The organism is Plastoroseomonas hellenica (genome assembly GCF_018129085.1).
Lineage (GTDB): Bacteria > Pseudomonadota > Alphaproteobacteria > Acetobacterales > Acetobacteraceae > Plastoroseomonas > Plastoroseomonas hellenica.
This window is the reverse complement of sequence record NZ_JAAGBB010000013.1, coordinates 63,706-81,603: the sequence shown is the minus strand read 5'-3', so window position 1 is coordinate 81,603 and position 17,898 is coordinate 63,706. Positions and strand designations below refer to the sequence as shown.

The 17,898-nt window shown below is 69.0% G+C and carries 17 protein-coding genes; 5 read left to right on the top strand and 12 right to left on the bottom strand.

The features are described 5' to 3' along the window. Window positions 1-225 precede the first annotated feature (225 nt). From GXW71_RS12610 to GXW71_RS12595, 4 genes are all read right to left on the bottom strand, one after another. Window positions 226-1,197 (bottom strand): tripartite tricarboxylate transporter substrate-binding protein, encoded by a 972-nt coding sequence (locus GXW71_RS12610; protein ID WP_211852869.1) that lies wholly within the window; start codon window positions 1,195-1,197, stop codon window positions 226-228. 86 nt (window positions 1,198-1,283) lie between these two features. Further along, on the bottom strand, window positions 1,284-2,801 hold the full coding sequence (locus GXW71_RS12605; protein ID WP_211852868.1) for a class I adenylate-forming enzyme family protein: 1,518 nt from the start codon (window positions 2,799-2,801) through the stop codon (window positions 1,284-1,286). After that, window positions 2,801-3,250: a PaaI family thioesterase gene (locus GXW71_RS12600; protein ID WP_211852867.1), complete on the bottom strand. Its 450-nt coding sequence runs from the start codon at window positions 3,248-3,250 to the stop codon at window positions 2,801-2,803. The genes GXW71_RS12605 and GXW71_RS12600 overlap by 1 nt, the downstream gene beginning before the upstream one ends. Then, complete coding sequence (locus GXW71_RS12595; RefSeq protein WP_211852866.1) at window positions 3,247-4,263, bottom strand: quinone oxidoreductase family protein; 1,017 nt, start codon at window positions 4,261-4,263, stop codon at window positions 3,247-3,249. Before GXW71_RS12595 ends, GXW71_RS12600 begins: the two co-directional genes overlap by 4 nt. Before the next feature lie 189 nt (window positions 4,264-4,452). On the opposite strand from GXW71_RS12595, the gene GXW71_RS12590 reads away from it, so the two are divergent. The 4 genes from GXW71_RS12590 to GXW71_RS12575 are packed head-to-tail and all read left to right on the top strand — an operon-like array spanning window position 4,453 to window position 8,636. After that, on the top strand, window positions 4,453-5,802 hold the full coding sequence (locus GXW71_RS12590; RefSeq protein ID WP_211852865.1) for an ABC transporter substrate-binding protein: 1,350 nt from the start codon (window positions 4,453-4,455) through the stop codon (window positions 5,800-5,802). A 10-nt stretch (window positions 5,803-5,812) separates the two neighbouring features. Continuing rightward, a complete protein-coding gene (locus tag GXW71_RS12585) occupies window positions 5,813-6,706 on the top strand; it encodes a carbohydrate ABC transporter permease (protein WP_211852864.1) in 894 nt (297 codons plus the stop codon). Next, on the top strand, window positions 6,703-7,569 hold the full coding sequence (locus GXW71_RS12580; protein ID WP_211852863.1) for a carbohydrate ABC transporter permease: 867 nt from the start codon (window positions 6,703-6,705) through the stop codon (window positions 7,567-7,569). Before GXW71_RS12585 ends, GXW71_RS12580 begins: the two co-directional genes overlap by 4 nt. Then, the gene (locus GXW71_RS12575) at window positions 7,566-8,636 is read left to right on the top strand and encodes an ABC transporter ATP-binding protein (RefSeq protein WP_211852862.1); all 1,071 of its coding nucleotides are present in this window, start codon (window positions 7,566-7,568) and stop codon (window positions 8,634-8,636) included. The genes GXW71_RS12580 and GXW71_RS12575 overlap by 4 nt, the downstream gene beginning before the upstream one ends. A 22-nt stretch (window positions 8,637-8,658) precedes the next feature. On the opposite strand, the gene GXW71_RS12570 is transcribed toward GXW71_RS12575, so the two are convergent. The 8 genes from GXW71_RS12570 to GXW71_RS12535 all read right to left on the bottom strand — a co-directional run bounded on the left by GXW71_RS12570 (window position 8,659) and on the right by GXW71_RS12535 (window position 16,827). Then, entirely contained in the window at window positions 8,659-9,411 is a 753-nt protein-coding gene (locus GXW71_RS12570; protein ID WP_211852861.1) for an aspartate/glutamate racemase family protein, read from the bottom strand. A gap of 64 nt (window positions 9,412-9,475) precedes the next feature. Further along, a complete protein-coding gene (locus GXW71_RS12565) occupies window positions 9,476-10,522 on the bottom strand; it encodes an amino acid ABC transporter substrate-binding protein (RefSeq protein WP_211852860.1) in 1,047 nt (348 codons plus the stop codon). Window positions 10,523-10,567: 45 nt separating this feature from the next. Beyond that, window positions 10,568-11,833, bottom strand: a complete 1,266-nt coding sequence (locus GXW71_RS12560; protein WP_211852859.1) for an NAD(P)/FAD-dependent oxidoreductase — start codon at window positions 11,831-11,833, stop codon at window positions 10,568-10,570. Next, window positions 11,830-13,482 carry a thiamine pyrophosphate-binding protein gene (locus GXW71_RS12555; protein ID WP_211852858.1) on the bottom strand — a complete coding sequence of 551 codons (1,653 nt, stop codon included), beginning with the start codon at window positions 13,480-13,482 and terminating at the stop codon, window positions 11,830-11,832. The genes GXW71_RS12560 and GXW71_RS12555 overlap by 4 nt, the downstream gene beginning before the upstream one ends. Window positions 13,483-13,493: 11 nt before the next feature. Next, window positions 13,494-14,717 (bottom strand): pyridoxal phosphate-dependent aminotransferase, encoded by a 1,224-nt coding sequence (locus GXW71_RS12550; protein ID WP_211852857.1) that lies wholly within the window; start codon window positions 14,715-14,717, stop codon window positions 13,494-13,496. 72 nt (window positions 14,718-14,789) lie between these two features. Continuing rightward, window positions 14,790-15,140: a RidA family protein gene (locus GXW71_RS12545; protein ID WP_211852856.1), complete on the bottom strand. Its 351-nt coding sequence runs from the start codon at window positions 15,138-15,140 to the stop codon at window positions 14,790-14,792. 11 nt (window positions 15,141-15,151) lie between these two features. Beyond that, window positions 15,152-16,069, bottom strand: coding sequence for an NAD(P)-dependent oxidoreductase (locus GXW71_RS12540; protein ID WP_211852855.1), 918 nt, complete (start codon window positions 16,067-16,069; stop codon window positions 15,152-15,154). 23 nt (window positions 16,070-16,092) lie between these two features. Next, window positions 16,093-16,827: a GntR family transcriptional regulator gene (locus GXW71_RS12535; protein ID WP_367617294.1), complete on the bottom strand. Its 735-nt coding sequence runs from the start codon at window positions 16,825-16,827 to the stop codon at window positions 16,093-16,095. Between the two features lie 158 nt (window positions 16,828-16,985). Here GXW71_RS12535 and GXW71_RS12530 point away from each other — a divergent pair, with 158 nt between their 5' ends. Beyond that, the gene (locus GXW71_RS12530) at window positions 16,986-17,894 is read left to right on the top strand and encodes a VOC family protein (protein WP_211852854.1); all 909 of its coding nucleotides are present in this window, start codon (window positions 16,986-16,988) and stop codon (window positions 17,892-17,894) included. Window positions 17,895-17,898 lie beyond the last annotated feature (4 nt).

Below are 17,898 nucleotides of genomic sequence, written 5' to 3'. Positions count from 1 at the left end.
CGGTGATGTAGTGCTCGGTGGAGCGCTACCGGCATCACGGACATCACGACGGACATGCAAGCGCGCCCTCCGGCTCACCGGCCATGTCGGGCTTTGGCGAGAGTACGGTGATGCTGAAGGCGGCGGGGCGACTGCTCTGAGCATGTCGAGGCGCGGTTCATCCACGTCGGTCAGCTGACCGACGCCCGCACCGTCGCCCCGTGACGCAGCGAAGCAGACGAATCTTCAGGTTTCCAGGCGGCGGATCTTGCCTTCGGCGACGAGCTTCGCCCAACGCTCCACATCCGCTGTGAAGTAGCGGGAGAAGCCCGCGGCATCGGTCGGAATGCCGATCGCTGCCGCCTCCTGCAGCCGCTGATGCACCAGTGGCGTCGCGATCGCCGCGCGGCTTGCCGCCTCCAGCCGCGCGAAGGCGTCCGGCGGTGTCCCGGCGCGCGTGAAGAAGCCGAGCCAGAGCGAGAATTCGAAGCCGGGAACCCCTTGCTCGGCGATGGTCGGCACTTCCGGGAAGACGTCGGAGCGCTGCAGCGACGTCACGCCGAGCGCCCGCACGCTGCCAGCGCGCACCTGGCCGGAGGAGGATCCCATGGCGTCGAGCAGGAAGTTGATGCGCTGCGCGATGAGGTCCGGGTAGACGGCGCCGGAGCCGCGATAGGGCACGTGCAGAAGCTGGGTGTCGGTGGCGGCCGCCAGCAATTCGCCGGCCAGATGGCTGCCGGTGCCGAGCCCCGAGGACCCGTAGGAGATCGCCCCCGGCTGCGCCCGCGCCGCCGCGAGCAGGTCGGCGAGGTTCCGGAAGGGGCTCTCCGGCGAGACCACCAGCATGTTCGGCACCGCGCCGATGCCGCCGAGCGGCGTCAATCCGCCGACCGGGTCGAAGTTCAGCGTCGTGAGCGACGGCCCGGTCGCCAGGGACACCGAGCCGAGCAGGAAAGTATAGCCATCGGCCCGCGCGCTGCTGGCGACATAGGCGGCGCCGATATTGCCCCCCGCACCCGGCCGCAACTCCACCACCACCGATTGGCCGAGGATGCGCGCCATCTCCGGTGCGATCACGCGGGCCAGGACATCGGCGGAACCGCCCGGCGCATAGGGGACGATCATGGTCACCGGCCGGTCCGGGAAGGCGGCGCGCGCGATGCGCGGCGCCGCCAGCGGCAGCAGGGCGAGAAGCGGAAGCGAGCGGCGGCTGATCATGCGGATCCTCGGCTGCTGATGGGATATCACCGTAAATTACAGTGAATATCTCTCACGTCCGTAGATCGGGCGTGAATCGACCGAAGTCAATCCCGCCTGTCTGCGTGCCCCTGTTCCAGCAACGCGCGTGCCATCGCGGTCAGCGCGACCTTGTCCACCTTGTTGGTCCCGGCCAGCGGCAGCGCCGGCAACAGCCAGACGCGGCGCGGATGCATGAAGGCCGGCGCATGTTCCAGGCTGAAGGCCTTGAGAACCGCTTCATCCACCGCGGCGCCGGCACGCGGCACCACGAAGGCCACCGGCTTCATGCCCTTGATGTCGTCGGGCACCGCCACGACCGCCGCCTGCTCGACGCCGGGATGGCGTTCCAGCACCGCCTCCACCTCGCCCGGGAAGATGTTCTCGCCACCCGAGATGAACATATCGTCGGTGCGGCCGATCACGTAATGGAAGCCATCTGCGTCGCGGCGCATCACGTCGCCAGTGACGTAGTAGCCATCATCGGTGATCGGCGGCGCGATGTCGGGTCGCGCGTGGTAGCCGTCCATCAATCCGGGCGTTTTCTGCTCCAGCACGCCCTCGTCCCCAAGCGTGCCGTCCGCGGCGCGAAGCCGGAGTGCGACCGCTGGATGCGGGTAGCCGACCGAGAGGCCTGGCGTCGGCTTGCCGCCGGGGTGCGGGCCGAACACCACCGGCCCCGCTTCCGTGGTGCCATAGGCGTTGATCAGGCGCGCATTGGGGAAGGCCGCGCGGATCGCGGCAGCCAGCGCTTCACTGACCGGCGCCGAGCCGAGGCGGATCGAGCGGACGCTGCTGGTATCCGTCGCCGCCAGCAATGCCTGTTCGCGCAGCAGCATGGCGAACATTGGCGGCACGCCGGTGACCCAGGTGCAGCGCTCCTCGCCGATCGCGGCGATATAGTCCCGCTCCCGGAACTGCGGCAGCAGCACGGTGGTGGCGCCGGCGGCGCAGGCGAGTTGCGCCAGCGCCAGCCCGTTCATGTGGTAGAGCGGCGCCGCGATCAGGAAGCGCTCCTCGTTCAACGCCGCACCGGCCAGGCGCTGCCCAACGATCCAGAGATGCGCCTGGTGCGAGAGCACGACCCCCTTGGGGCGGCCGGTGCTGCCGGAGGTGTAGAGGAAGAGCGCCGGCTCGCCCGGCATCGGGTCCACCACAGTGAAGGGTCCGGGATCGAGCAGCGCGTCCCAGTCCGGGCCGTCGAGTGCCAGGCGCGGCAGCCCGCCCGGCACTGCCGCTGCCCGCGCCGCGTCATGGGCCACGAATCTAACGCCGGCATTCTCCAGCACATAGGCGATGGTCGCGGCCGGGAAGCGCCAGTTCACCGGCACCGGCACCAGCCCGGCACGCTGCGCGCCATAGATCAGGGCCAGGTAGTGCGCCGAATTCGCCGCCAGCAGCCCGATGCGGTCGCCGCGCACCAGGCCACGCCGCAACAGGCCCCGCGCCGCGGCGTCCGCCAAGGCGTCGAGCGCCGCAAAGGTGACGACCTGCCGTACGCCCTCAGCGCGCTCGATCAGCGCCGGCTTGTCGCGCGCAACCCCGGACGGGACGAGCGCCCCGAGGTTACCCGCCGTGAAGCCCATCAGCCCTTCGGTGCCGCCGGTGGCGCGGTAAGATAGACGCCGCGGCCCGAGGCGCAGAGCTTGCCGTCGAGATCGAAGATGCTGGCCTCGGCGACCGAGAACTGCCCGCCGAAGCGCACCACGCGGCCCTTGGCGATCAGATCCCCCGGCATCGCCGCGCGGTGGTAGTCGACCCGCATGTCGACGGTCGGCACGCCACGCCCGGTCGAGGAGACCAGCGCCCAGTCGGCGGTCAGGTCGACCAGCGCCGCCAGGATGCCGCCATGGGTGTAGCGGCGGTCCGGGTTCACCACCCATTCTTCCCGCCAGGTCGCGCGCAGCTCCACCGTGCCTTCGCCCACCGCCAGCACCTTGATGCCGAGCCACTGGTGGAAGGGCCCGCGCAACAGCATCGCCTCCACTTGCTCGGGCGTCGGCAGTGGCTTCGCTTCCTTCTGCGCTTCGCTCATGGCGTGATCACCACCTTGCCCAGCACCTCGCGGTCGCGGATCAGGCGCAGGCCTTCCGCCGCCTGCTCGAGCGGCAGCACCTTGTCGAGCACCGGCTTGATGCGCCCGTCCTGGATCATCGCCATGAGGGCAGCGAGGTTGTCGTCATAGAAGGAATTGGAGCCGATGATCTGCAGTTCGAAGGACCAGACATAGCGCAGGTCCTCCACCGGATCGTGGCCGGCGGTCGCGCCGCAGACCAGGATCTTGCCGCCGCGCTTCACGCAGCGGAGCGTCTTGCCCCAGGTGTCGCCGCCGGTGAAGTTGATGACGACGTCGACACCGCCTTCGTAGCTGCGCCGCTGCGGCTTGCCGTATTTCTCGACCGCCCATTTCGAGAAATCGACCTTGGTGTAGTCGATCGCCTCATCGGCGCCCATCGCCAGCAGCGCGTCGCATTTCGCGGCACTGCCGGCGCAGGCGATCACATGCGCGCCGAGCTGCTTGGCGAGGATCACGCAGCCGGTGCCGACGCCACCCGAGGCGCCGAGGATCAGCACCTTGTCGCCGGGCTTGATGGTATTGTGGGTGACCAGCATGCGGTGCGCAGTGCCATAGGCGACCGGCAGTGCCGCAGCCTGTTCGAAGCTGACGCCATCCGGCATGCGGATGAGCTGGTCGGCGCTGACGCGGCAGAATTCCGCCATGCCGCCATCCAGCATCTCACCCATCAGCCCCTTGGCCTTGTTGAGCGGATTGACCAGCACCCGGTCCCCCACCGCCCAGCCCGTGACACCTTCGCCGAGCTCCGTGACGGTGCCGGCCATGTCGAGCCCGATGACCACCGGCATCGGCACCTTGATGCCCGGCATGCCCTTCACGGTGAAGACGTCGTGGTAGTTGAAGGAGGAGGCGCCCACGCGGATCACCACATGATCAGCCGTGGCCCGGGGCTTCGGGTGGTCCGCGACCACCTGCAGCTTGTCGAGGTCGCCATGTTCGCGTAGCACCAGCGCGCGCATCGTCTCTGTCATCTTTGGTCCGGTCCCGAGATCTGCACGGCGCGAAGCGTCCGGGATTTTCCGAAGTGGCGCAAGGCCCGCCCCTTCGGAGGCCGGCTGCCCGGGCGCCCGATGCAGCAAGCCTATCGCCGAGTCCGGCCGCTTCCTCTAACCTTGCTCCACAAGCGGACCAATCCGCAGTTTCGGGAGGATACCAGGACGATGGCGACGCTCATCTCGCGCCGGACAGCCCTTGGCTCGACGCTTGCCGTGACAGCCTTGTCGGCGCCATCCATCGCGCAGACGCGGGACCGCGTCGCCCGGGTCTGGGGCGAGCCCGGCCCCTATGTCGGCGTCTTCACCAATGGGCTAAACGAATGGGCGCAGCGCAACGCGCCTGGCCTGCGCTTCGAGGCGGAGCAGATCCCCTGGGATCAGGTCTACACCAAGCTCGCGACCGACCTCGCGGCGCGGCGCCCGCCCGCGCTCATCAGCGTCGAAAGCCCGATCGCCTATCAGCTCGCGGCCGAGGGCCTGCTCGAGCCGATGGACGAGGTGAACCGCAACATCCGCGCCGCCGAGCGCCTGGTCGCCGGCTTCACGGTCGATGACTTCGGCACCTGGAAGGGCACCCAATACGCGGTGCCGCTGCACCACCAGGGCTGCCTGCTGGTCGTGCAGTCGGATGCGGTGCAGGAGGCCGGCCTTTCCGACCCCGCGACCTGGACCTGGCAGGACCTGCTGAACGGCGCCCGCGCCATCCAGCAGAAGCGCCCAGGCACCGCTGGCTACACCATGGCACTCGGCCGCAACCTCTGCGGCGACTACCACGTGCAGCAATTCATCTGGGCCGCCGGCGGCCTCACCTGGGATCCCGCCCGCAATTTCGAGACGGTGTTCAACAGCCCCGCGACGATCGAGGCCTATGAGTTCATCAAGGAACTCTATGCCACCATGCCGCGGTCGGCGGTCGAGTTCTCCTTCCTGCAGGTGGTCGACCAGCATGTCGCTGGCCGCACCGGCATGTCCGCCTATTGGGGGCGCACCATGGGCCGCGCCGCGGACGAGGCGCAGCCGATCTTCCGCAACATGGAGTACTACCTGAACCCGAGGCACCCCGGCACCGGCCAGAGCTGGTCCTGGACCGACATCAACGGCTGGATCATGCCGCGCCGGAACAACGCCTTCATCCGCGAGAGCAAGGAAGCGATCGCGCATGTGATGAACAGTCCGGAGTGGATGGCGCGCTACACCAATTCTCTCTTCCCTAATGTCGGCCCGGTCTTCAAGGACACCGCGAGCGACGCGGCCGTGCAGCGGCATCCGATGTATGAGGCGAAGCGGCGCAGCGTCGAGCTGATCTTCAGCGGCTACGTGCCCAAGGCCTGCAACAGCGGGCACGAGCTGAAGCGCGGCATCAACCCGCTCGGCGGCATCGGGCATGGCCGCAATGTCTGGAGCCAGGTGGCGCAACGCATCCTCGTGAACAACGAAGCGCCGCGTGCCGCCGTCGAATGGGGCCACCGTCAGTTCGAGGATATCCGACGCGAGAACCGCAGGCTAATCGAATAGGGCTGGTCGCATGCGGCTGCGCCTGACCGACCGCCAGGTCGGGGTGCTGTTCATGCTCCCCTTCCTGGTCGCCCTGCTGCTGTTCCTCGTATGGCCGATCGCGGAGGCGGTGCGTCTGTCCTTCGTGCGCTACAACCCGCTGCGGCCGGAGGTGCAGCCCTTCGTCGGCCTCGACAATTACCGCTTCGTCCTCGAGGACCCACTGTTCTGGGAGAGCTTCCACCAAGCATTGATCTGGACCGGCTGGTCCACCTTCTTCCAGGCGGTGATCGGCGTCGGCCTGGCACTGCTGCTGCACCAGCCGCTGCGCGGCATCAATGCCTTCCGCGGACTGCTGCTGTTCCCCTACATCGTGCCGACCGTCGTCATCGCGCTGAACTGGCGCTGGCTGTTCAATTCCGAGATCGGCATCGTCAACCATCTGCTGCTGCAGGCCGGCATCATCGCGGAGCCGGTCGCCTGGCTGTCCACGCCCGACATGGCGATGGCGAGCGCCATCCTGCTGAATGTCTGGAAATACACGCCCTTCGTCGTGATCGTGGTGCTGGCACGGCTGCAGACCATCCCGACTGAGCTCTACGACGCCGCCAAGGTCGACGGCGCCGGTGCGCTGCGCCGCTTCCGCGACATCACCCTGCCGCAGCTTGCGGAGGTGCTGGCGGTGGTCGTGGTGTTCCGCACCATCTGGACCTTCAACAAGTTCGAGGAGATCTTCCTGCTGACCCGCGGCGGGCCCGGAACCTCCACCTACAACCTCGCGCTCTATGCCTATGACCAGTCGATCGCCAATCTCCGCATGGGCGTCGGCGCGGCCGCGGGCGTGCTGATGCTGCTGGTGCTGCTGGTCGCGTCCTTCCTCTACATCCGATTGACCGGCTTCGGGCGGGAGGATCGCGCAGCATGAACCGCTGGCTGGCTGCCCTCCTCTACGCCCTGCTTTGCGCCGTCACCTTCGTGGTGTGCTTCCCGCTGCTCTGGGCGATCTCGACCAGCCTGAAGCCGAAGGAAGAGATCTTCCGCTGGCCGCCGACCCTGCTGCCGGAGCGCTTCACCTTCGAGAGCTACCGGGAGCTGCTGTTCGGTGGCAGCGCCGCCTCGGCACCCGGTGCCGGTACGCCACCATCGGATTTCTTCCTGCACTGGTTCGCGAATTCGATCATCGTCTCGGTCGGATCGACGGTGATCTCGATCACCGTCGCGACGCTCGCGGCCTATTCGCTGACCCGCTTCCGCTTCTTCGGTCAGCGCGCCGTCCCCTATGTCGCGATCATGGGCTACATGATCCCGTCGGTGATCTTCGTCTTCCCGATGTTCCTGACCTTGGTCGAGCTCGATCTCACCGACACGCTGCTCGGCCTCACGCTCGGCTATGTCTGCATCACGCTGCCCTTCTGCCTGTGGCTGATGTGGGCCTTCTTCCGCGGCGTGCCGCTGGAGATCGAGGAGGCGGCGCTGGTCGATGGCGCGTCGCGCCTGCAGGTGTTCCGCCAGATCGTGCTGCCGGTCGCGCTGCCGGGCATCATCGCCGCGTCGATCTTCGCCTTCATCGTGTCCTGGAACGACTACCTCTTCGGCCGCGTCTTCATGAACAGCATGGAGCTGCTGCCGCTGACGGTCGGCGTGATGCACTTCTTCGACGGCACCCATGTGGATTGGGGGTTGATGATGGCCAGCAGCGTGCTGATGACGGTGCCAATGGCCATCCTGTTCGGGTTCATGCAGCGCCATCTGGTGGCGGGCTTCGGGGCGGGGGCGGTGAAGGGATGACCGATGTCGTGATCAGCGGGCTGTCGAAATCCTTTGGCAGCAACCGCGTGCTGCAGTCGTTGGATCTCAGGGTGCCGTCGCGGCAATTCGTGACCCTGCTCGGCCCGTCCGGCTGCGGCAAGACGACGCTGCTGCGGCTGATCGCCGGCCTGGAGAAATCCAGCCAGGGCGAGATCCGCTTCGGGGAGAAGCGCGTCGACACGCTGGCCCCGGGTGATCGCAACATCGCCATGGTTTTCCAGTCCTACGCGCTCTATCCGACGATGAGCGTCGCGCGGAACATCGGCTATGGGCTGGAGGTGCGGCGCATCGGCAAGCCCGAGCGCACGGCACGCATCGGCGCGGTCGCCAAGGTGCTGGAGATCCTGCATTTGCTGGCACGGAAGCCCAAGGCGCTGTCCGGCGGCCAGCGGCAGCGCGTGGCCCTCGGCCGCGCCATGGTGCGCAAGCCCGACATCTTCCTGATGGACGAGCCGCTGTCGAACCTCGACGCCAAGCTGCGGGCGGCGATGCGGGGCGAGCTGCGGCGCTTCCACCTCGACCTCGGCACCACCACGATCTACGTCACCCACGACCAGCTCGAGGCGATGACCATGTCCGACCTGGTCGTGGTGATGAACGAAGGCGTGGTGCAGCAGATCGGCACGCCGGAGGAGGTCTATGCACGGCCTGCAAACCTCTTCGTCGCGGGCTTCATCGGCACGCCGCCGATGAACCTGGTGCCGGCACGGCATGAGGGCGGCGTGCTCAGCGTCGCCGGCGCGAAGCTGCCGGTCGCGGTGCCGCCCGGTGCGCCCGCCGAACTCATCCTCGGCATCCGGCCGCAGGACCTCGGTGTGGCGAGGCCGGGCGATGCCGGCACCATCCCGGGTAAGGTCTGGATGGTGGAGCTGATCGGCAGCGAGCGCCTGATCGAGATGGAGGTGGCGCCAAAGCTGCGCCTGACCGCGGAGGTGCGCGCCAGGCAGCGCGCGGCGATCGACGACGCCATCGCCTTCCGTCCCGACCCGGCGCAGATCCACCTCTTCGATCCGGCAACGGGTGCATCGCTGACGGCGGCGCGTTGAGACGCGCCGCCTCAGACACCCTTCAGCCGAAGGAACGCGGCCGCAGCCCAGCGTGGAAATAGGTGATCATCGAGTAGATATCGTAGACCGGCAGCCCGAATTCGCGCTGCAGGGCAGCGGCATAGGGCGGCATGTTGGTGCATTCCAGCACGATCGCGCCGACCTCCGGATGCTGGCTGACCAGGGCGCGGCCGGCATCGAGGATGTCCTGCTCGGCCAGGTCGACATCCATGTCGTCCTTCTCCGCCTTGATCAGCACGCGGAAGAACTCCCGCCCATTCTCGGTCCCGACCATGGGCACATCGAGCGGCACGCCGGCCGCCTCCAGATGCGCTGATGTCAGGGTCGAGCCGCTGACGGTGATCAGCCCGACGCGCTTGCCGGGCGGCAAGGTCGCCTGCACCCAGGGCACCTGCAGCAGGGAGCTGGTTGCGACCGGCACGCCCACCTGTTCGGCGATCTCGCGCTGGAACAGTGACAGGAAGCCGCAATTGGTGGTGATCGCCTCGGCCCCCTGGCGCACCAGATCCTTCGCCCCTTCGACAAAGTCGGGCAGCAGGCCGCGTGCGCCGTTCAGCACCACCTTCTCCGGACTGGCACCGGGGATGACGCGATAGAGCACCGGGAAGGGCCAGGTGCCGGCATTGCCCATGTCGCCGGGGATGCGGGGAAAGCGCGCCTCGAGCATGAGGATGCCGAGCGGCGCGCCGTAGAGCGCCTTGCCGCCGCGGGCGATGCCGCGGGTGGGGTGCGTGGCGGTCGGGGGATTCAGCATGGCGGTGTCACCATCGGTGGAAGGGGAGGGCACGGCGCCGCGGACCGGCGCCGCGCCGGCAGGCTCAGCGCATCGGCGGCGGGTAGTGCAGGCCGCCCTGGGTGTAGAGCCGATTGTAGCCGCGCGGCAGGCCGAGCGGCGCCACATTGCGCTCCCACAGATCGGCATAGCTGCCGACCTGGCGGATAATGCGCACCGCCCAGTCATTGCCGACGCCGAGCATCCGGCCGAATTCGCCGGTACGGCCGAGCAGGCGCTGCACGTCCGGATTGGCATCAGTCAGGCGCTGCTCGAGATTGGCGGAGGTGACGCCGAGCTCCTCCGCCGTCATCATCGCGAAGAGCGTCCAGCGCACGACGTCGAAGAAGCGGTCGTCGCCCTTGCGGACCACGGGGCCGAGCGGTTCCTTGCTGATGAGATCCGGCAGCACCACGAAGTCCTGGCCGCGAGCGCCAAGCCCGGCGCGGAAGGCCGAAAGTGCCGCGGTGCCGACGGTGAAGGCGTCGCAGCGACCGGCCAGCAGCGCTTCACGGATCTGCTCGATGCTGTCGATCACGACCGGCTGCAGCCGCATGTTGTTGCTGCGGAAATAGTCGGCGAGGTTCAGCTCCGTCGTCGTGCCGGGCTGCACGCAGACGCTGGCGCCGTCGAGCTGCCGCGCGGCACTCACGTTGAGCTGCCGCGACACCAGGAAGCCCTGCCCGTCATAAAACATGACGCCGGAGAACAGCAGCCCCAGCGCAGCCTCGCGCGGCAGCGTCCAGGTGGTGTTGGACGACAGCAGATCGATCTCGCCGGACTGCAGCATGGTGAGCCGGTTGGCATAGGTCGAGGGGACGAAGCGGACCTTGGTCGCATCGCCCAGCACGGCAGCCGCGACGGCACGGCAGAAATCGACATACATGCCGGTGTATTCGCTGCGCGCGTTCACCATCGCGAAGCCCGGCAGGTCGAGGACGGTGCCGCAGACGAGCTGGCCGCGGGCACGGATCGCATCGATCGTGGGCGAGCCGCTGGCGGCCGGCGCCTGGGCGCGAGCGGCGGGCAGCGCCACGCCGATCGCGAGCATGGCCGCGAGTGCGATGCACCTCAGCCGGGATAGATGTCTCATGATGCCCTCACGGTGACAGTGTCAGAAACGGAGCGGGTGTCGATCTCAACGGAAGCGTGCGGGGCTGAAGGCGGCGATCGGAATCTCCGGCTCCCGCCCGGCCAATAGCTGGGCGACGAGGCGCCCGGTGCGCGGCCCCGCGACCAGGCCGACATGGCCATGGCCGAAGGCGTGGATCACATCGGGCGTCGCGCGCGACGGGCCGAGGCAGGGCAGCCCATCCGGCATGGAGGGGCGATGGCCCATCCAGAACGCCACACGATCCGCCGGCAGATCGCGCGGCAGGCCGGGGAAGCTCTTCAGCAGGTGGTCGCGCAGGATCTCGGCGCGTTTCCAGTTGGGCGCCGCGTCGAGCCCCGCGATCTCCACCTGGCCAGCGGCGCGCAGCCCGTCCCGCATCGGGTTGACGACCATCTTGGCGGCCGAGAGGCTCATCGAATGCCGCGGCCCCTGGGTCACACCGCGCAACATCACGTGGTAGCCGCGCTCGGTCTCGAGCGGGACAGGGTCCCCCGCGATGGCGGCGAGCGCCTTGGACCGTGCACCGGCGCAGATCACCGCCGCGTCACAGGCGAGCGCCGATCCATCCGCCAGCGTGACGGCGCGGAGCCGCCCGCCTTCGATGCTGAGCCCCGTGGCCGAGGCCTGCCGCAGCGCGGCCCCCCGCTGCTGCGCGAGCGCGACGAGGGCCGCGACGTAACGGCCGGGATCGAGGCAGCGCCCCGCCTCCCCGATCAGCACCGCGAAGGTATAGGCAGGATCGAGGTCGGGCTCGGCCTTGCGCAGCGCCGCGCCTTCCAGCTCGGTCCAGGTGATGCCGACCTGGCGGCGAATGCGCCAGCCCATCGCCTCGCCCTCGAAAGCCGTGCGCGAGGTATAGGCGTTGATCAGTCCGCGATGCTCGACGAGCTCCGGCACACCGGCCTCGGCGGCCAGCGCCGCATGCAGCACCGGGCTGTCCTGCAGCAGCGGCCGCAGCGCCTGAGCGACGCGCAACACCCGTTCCTCGGTCCAGCCTGCCGCCAGGTAGCGCAGCAGCCAGGGCAGCACCTTCGGCAGATAGCGCCAGCGGATGGCGAGCGGCCCCAGCGGATCCATCACGAAGCCCGGGACCTTGCGCCAAAGGCCAGGCCCGCTCGGCGGTATCACTGACATGGAGGAGAACCAGCCGGCATTGCCGTAGCTCGCCGCCTGCTCGCCGCCGGGCGGCGCCGGCTCCAGGATGGTGACCCGATGGCCGTCGCGCAGCAGCTCCAGAGCCGTGGCGGCGCCGGTGATGCCGGCGCCGATCACGGCCACATGGCGGGTCACGCCGTGGCCCCTGCCGGCATGTCGCGGCCGACCGAGAGGGCGCGCGGATCCAGGAAGCAATGCAGGATCGCCGGCTTGCCGGAGGCGATCGCACGTTCGAAGGCGGGTGCGAAGTCCTCGGTCGCCCTGATCGTCTCGCCATGGCCGCCGAAAGCGCGGGCATAGGCGGCGAAGTCGGGATTCTTCAGTCGCGTCGCGGAGACGCGGCCGGGATAGTCGCGTTCCTGGTGCATGCGGATGGTGCCGTACATGCCGTTGTCGATCACGACGACCAGCACCGGGATGTCGTGCTGCACGGCGGTCGCGAATTCCTGGCCGTTCATCAGGAAGTCGCCGTCGCCCGCGACCACCAGCACCGGGCTCTCCGGGCATTGCCGCTTCGCCATGACCGCGGCCGGCACGCCATAGCCCATGGAGCCCGAGGTCGGCGCGAGCTGGGTGCCGAGGCGGGAGAAGCGATGGTGCCGATGCAGCCAGCCGGCGAAATTGCCGGCGCCGTTGCAGAGGATCGCCTCCGGCGGCAGACGCTCATCCAGCCAGCGCACGATCTCGCCATACTGGAAGCCGCCGGGCAGCTTGCGCGCGGTGCCGGACCAGGCGAGGTAGTCGGCATGCGCCTGCGGCGTGCCATTGCCCCAGCCGGGCGCACTCGCGGGCTTGAGCGGCGCCAGCGCGGCGGCGAAACTCCGCGGGCTCGCCTGGATCGCGAGCGTCGGCGCATAGACGCGGCCGAGCTCCTCCGCCCCCGGATGCACATGCACCAGCGTCTGCCTCGGCACGGGGATGTCGAGCAGGCTGTAGGAGCCGGAAGGCATTTCCGACATGCGGCCGCCGATGAGCAGCAGCAGGTCCGCATCCTTCACCCGCGCGGCGAGCGCCGGCGCCGGCCCGATGCCGAGATCACCGGCATAGCAGGGATGATCCCAGCGGAAGCGGTCGGCGCGGCGGAAGGAGGTGCAGACGGGCAGCGCCCAGCGTTCGGCGAAGCCAGCGAATTGATCGACCGCGTCCTGGGTCCAGCCGGAACCGCCGAGGATTGCGATCGGCTGCCGCGCTGAAGCGAGCATGGCACCAAGGCGTTCGATATCGGCGGGCGCCGGCGCCGGCGCAGCCGGCTCCACACGGGGCACGTCCGGCACATCAGCCATCGCCACCAGCATCTCCTCCGGCAGGGCGATCACGACCGGGCCCGGCCGACCTTGCATCGCCACGCGGAAGGCCCGGGCCACCAGCTCCGGGATGCGGTCGGGGGTGTCGATCTCCGTCACCCACTTCGCCATGGAGCCGAAGACCGCGCGGTAGTCGAGTTCCTGGAAGGCTTCGCGCTCGCGCATGCCGCATTCGATCTGGCCGACGAAGAGGATCATCGGCGTCGAATCCTGCATGGCGATATGCACGCCATGGCTGGCGTTGGTCGCCCCGGGGCCGCGGGTGACGAAGCAGATGCCCGGCCGTCCCGTGAGCTTGCCATAGGCTTCGGCCATCATCGCCGCCCCGCCCTCGGCGCGGCAGGTCAGCACGTCGATGCCGGAATCATAGAGGGCATCGAGTACCGCCAGGTAGCTCTCGCCGGGGACGCAGGTGACGCGTTCCACGCCCTGGGCGCGGAGCTGGTCGACGAGGATGCGGCCGCCGTTGCGGGGCGTCATCGCCGCGCCGCTCACTGGAGCACCGCCGCCGCGCGGGCGATGCGGTCTATGGCATTGCGCAGCTCGCTCTCCGCCGCGGCGTAGGAGATGCGGAAGAAAGGGGCGAGACCGAAGACGGATCCGGGAACCACAGCCACGTCGTGCTCCTCCAACAGATAACGGCAGAAGGCGGTGTCGCTGTCGATCACCTGCCCCGATGGGGTCTTGCGGCCGATCAGGCCGGCGCAGCTCGAATAGGTGTAGAAGGCGCCTTCCGGCCGGCGGCAGGTGATGCCGGGGATGGCGTTCAGCCCATCCACCACCAGGTCGCGCCGACGCTGGAAGGAGAGGCGCCGCTCCTCCACCACCTGCTGCGGTCCGGTTAGCGCCTCGACCGCCGCGGCCTGCGAGACCGAGCAGGGGTTGGAGGTGCTCTGGCTCTGCACCACAGCCATGGCCGCGATCAGCTCGCGCGGGCCGGCGCCATAGCCGATGCGCCAGCCGGTCATCGCGTAGGATTTGGAGACGCCATTGATGGTCAGCGTGCGCGCGCGCAGTTCCGGCGCCAGGCTGACCGCACTGCGGAAGACGAAGTTGCCGTAGCAGAGATGCTCATAGATCTCGTCCGACATCAGCCAGACCTGCTTGTGGCGCTTCAGCACCTCCAGGATCGGCCGTAGCTCCGCCTCGCCATAGGCACTGCCGGTCGGATTGGAGGGCGAGTTCAGCATCAGCCAGCGGGTGCGCGGGGTGATGGCGCGCTCGAGGTCCGCGGCATCCAGGCGGAAGCCATTCTCCTCCCGGCAGGCGATGGGCACCGGCACGCCGCCAGCGATCGCGACCATGTCGGCATAGGAGGTCCAGTAGGGCGCGGCGAGGATCACCTCGTCGCCCTCGTCCAGCGTTGCCATCAGCGCGTTATGGATGACCTGCTTGGCGCCGGCGCCGACCGTGATCTCCTCCGGCGCGAAATCGAGCGCGTTGTCGCGGCGGAATTTCTCCGCGATGGCCGCCTTGAGATCGGCTGTGCCGTCGAGCGCCGTGTATTTGGTCGCGCCCGCGCGGATGGCGCGCCAGGCGGCTTCCTTGACATTCTCCGGCGTGTCGAAATCAGGCTCACCGGCGCCGAGGACGATCACCGGCCGCCCTTCCCGCTTCAGCCGGGCGGCGGTGGCGCCGATGCGCAGGATCTCCGAGACCCCGATCGCGGCGATGCGCCGTGCGGGGCGGAAGGTTTCGTCGTGGGTATCGGTCATGTCCATGGCGTTGCTACCGGTCTTGGAAAGGAAGACAGGCCCTGCCCCGGTCGCGGGCGCAGGGCCCGGTGTTCAGCGCGCCGCGATCGCCATGATCTCGACCCGGATGTCGGGCACCGCGAGCTCGACCTGGCCGCAGCAGCGCGCAGGCGTCTCACCAGGCACCACCCAGGCGTCATAGACCGCGTTCATGGCGTTGAAATCCGTCATCGACTTCAGCCAGATCGTGACGTTGAGCAGGCGCGACTTGTCGGAGCCGGCCGCCGCCAGCATCTCGTCGATCTTGGCCAGCACCTGGCGCGTCTGCCCGGCGATGTCGGCGCTGCGGTCATCGGCCGTCTGTCCCGCGAGGTAGACCGTGTCGCCGTGGATCACGGCGCGGCTGCGGCGGGCGTTCTGGTCGAGGCGGGTGATGTCGGTCATGGCGATCCCTGTCAGCCGATGTCGGCGGCGATGCGGCGGCAATGGTCCAGCGCCGCCTGGATGAGGTTGTCGCTCGCCTCCGGCGTGCGGAAGGCGGAATGCGCTGACAGCGTGACGTTCGGCACCTGCGTCAGCGGATGATCGGCCGGCAGCGGCTCGATCTCGAACACGTCGAGCCCCGCATGGGCGAGCTTGCCGGAGGCGAGCGCATCCAGCATCGCCGCCTCGTCCACGATCGCGCCGCGGGCGGTGTTGATCAGGATGGCGCCGTCGCGCATCGCCTGGATGCGCGCGCGAGAGAGGAAGCCACGCGTCTCGTCCGTCAGCAGCAGGTGCAGCGACACGACCTGACTTTCCGCCAGCAGCGTCTCGAGAGCGACGAAATCGACACCGGGATGCGCCTTCGGGGTGCGGTTCCAGGCCAGCACACGCATGCCGGCGCCGCGGGCGAGCCGCGCCATCTCCGCCGCGATGCCGCCGAAGCCGACCAGGCCGAGCGTCTTGCCGGTGAGCTGCATGGTTTCCGTGCGCAGCCAATTGCCGGCACGCATCCCGCGATCCATCTCCGCGAAACCCTTGGCGGCCGCCCACATCAGCGCGAAGGCGCATTCCGCCACCGCGGTGTCGCCATAGCCCTTGATGATGTGCACCTGGATGCCCGCCTCGGCGAGCTCTTCCGGGTTCATGTAGGACCGGGCGCCGGTGCCGAGGAAGACGACGTGCTTCAGCTCGCGGCATTGCCGGGCGATGGCGGTCGGCAAGGTGGTATGGTCGATGATTGCGACCGCGGCGTCGCCGAGCAGGGCCGGAAGCTGCTCCGGAGTGATGTCCGGGTCCCGGTTCACCACCAGCTCCCCCTCGTCGGGGCGGTGCAGCCGTTCGGCGATGGCGGCGAGGCCCGGGCTGGCATCCACGAAGACGGCACGCATGCGGGGCTGTCCTTCTGCTGACGTCATGGGATGGGCGCCGGGGCTTGGCCCACGACATGCGCCGCCAGCGCGTTGTCGGTGTAGATCTCGGCGTAGCCGGCCTTGATCACCTCGACGATCTGATCGAGCCGCCGCGTGATGTGCCGGCGCAGCAGCGCCGCCGCGGCATCGGTATCGCGCGCCTGGAGGTGGCGCACGATCTCCATGTGCTCGCCCTGGGTGCCGGAGCGGCGGTTCTGCATGTCGACCCAGCGCACGAACCGGATGCGGTCGTTCAGGGAACGGATGGAGCGCAGGAACTCGTCATTGCCCGAGAGCGCCGCGAGCCGCTCATGGAACTCTTCATCGAGCGCCAGCAGCCGGACCGCCTGCACGTCGTCATCCGGCTCATCCCGGCTGCGCGCCGCGAAGCCCGCGAGCTCGTCCAGCGCCGCCGTAGAGGCGCGCTCCGCGGCGAGCCGCAGGGCGCCGACCTCCACCACCGCGCGGTACTCGTAGAGCGTCAGCACGCGTTGGGGGTCGAGCGGCCGGATGTGGTAGCCACGATTGGCGGTCGCCGAGAGAAAGCCTTCCGAGGCGAGCCGGTTCAGCGCCTCGCGCAGCGGGGTGCGGCTGACGCCGAACTGGCGGGCCAGCTCCACTTCGTTGATCCGCTCGCCGGGCCGCAGCCGATAGGCGGTGACCATCGCCTTGACCTGCTCATAGAGCCGGTCGGTAGAGCGCATGCCGGCGGGCAGCGGGGCGGCGGCTGATGTCACGGGCTTCCCTGTCCTCAGAAGTGAATACATTTGTGGGGACAGACGGGCAAGTGGGAATCCGGGGCCACAGGGGCCGCATCTCTCGACAGCCCCATGGCGCCGTCCACCATGGCGAGGCCGGCAGCGACAGCCGGGACAATCAAGGGAAGGAAACCTGCATGACCGGCTTCGATCTCGCCTATGTCGCCCTCGCCACGCGGGACGTCTCGGGCGCGGCGCGCGTGCTGGGCGACCTGCTCGGCCTGCCGCGCCAGGATGCGTCCTTCGGCGGGCGGCCCGCGCCGACCTTCGCACTGGGTGGGTCGGCACTCGTCCTCTTCGCACCGGACGATCCTTTCCTGGGGGACGGGGTGCGGCCCGGCGTCCACCACATCGCCTTCGCGGCCGCCGACCCCGCGCGCGCCGGCGCCACGCTGGCCGATCAGGGCTTCCGCACCGCCCCGGCGCCGGGCGATGCCGTGGCCCTCGATCCCGCGGAGACCTCCGGCGTGCGCATCCGGCTCGCCCCGCCACTCGGCCTTGGCCCGGGCACCTCGGAGCGGGCGGAACGGATCGACCATGTCGGCATCGCCAGCGCCGACAACCAGGCCGCCATCGCCACCTTCTGCCAGCGCTTCGGCTGTCTCCTGGAAAGCCAGCAGACGGACATGGAGGTGCAGATTGCGGTGGAGAGCTTCACCTCTGATCGCTACGGCGTCGTCTACCATACCCGTCCGCCGGTGCCGATCGGCGGACTGCGCGTCGCCTTCGTCACCGCCGGCGACTGCGAGCTGGAGTTCCTGCAGAATTTCGATCCGGGCCAGTCGGGCCAGGTGACCCAGGGCGTTTCCGGGAACACGCGGCAGGACCAGGGCGCCATCACGCGCTTCATCGCCGCCCGCGGCGCCGGGCTGCACCACATCGCCTTCAGGTCACCCGACATCGACCGCACGCTCGCGCATCTGCACGAAGCGGGGCTGCCGCTGATCGATCGCAAGGGCCGGCCCGGCTCCCGCCGCGCGAAGATCGGCTTCTGCCATCCCGACGCGATGGGCGGCGTGCTGATGCATGTCGTCGAGCGCGCCTGATCCT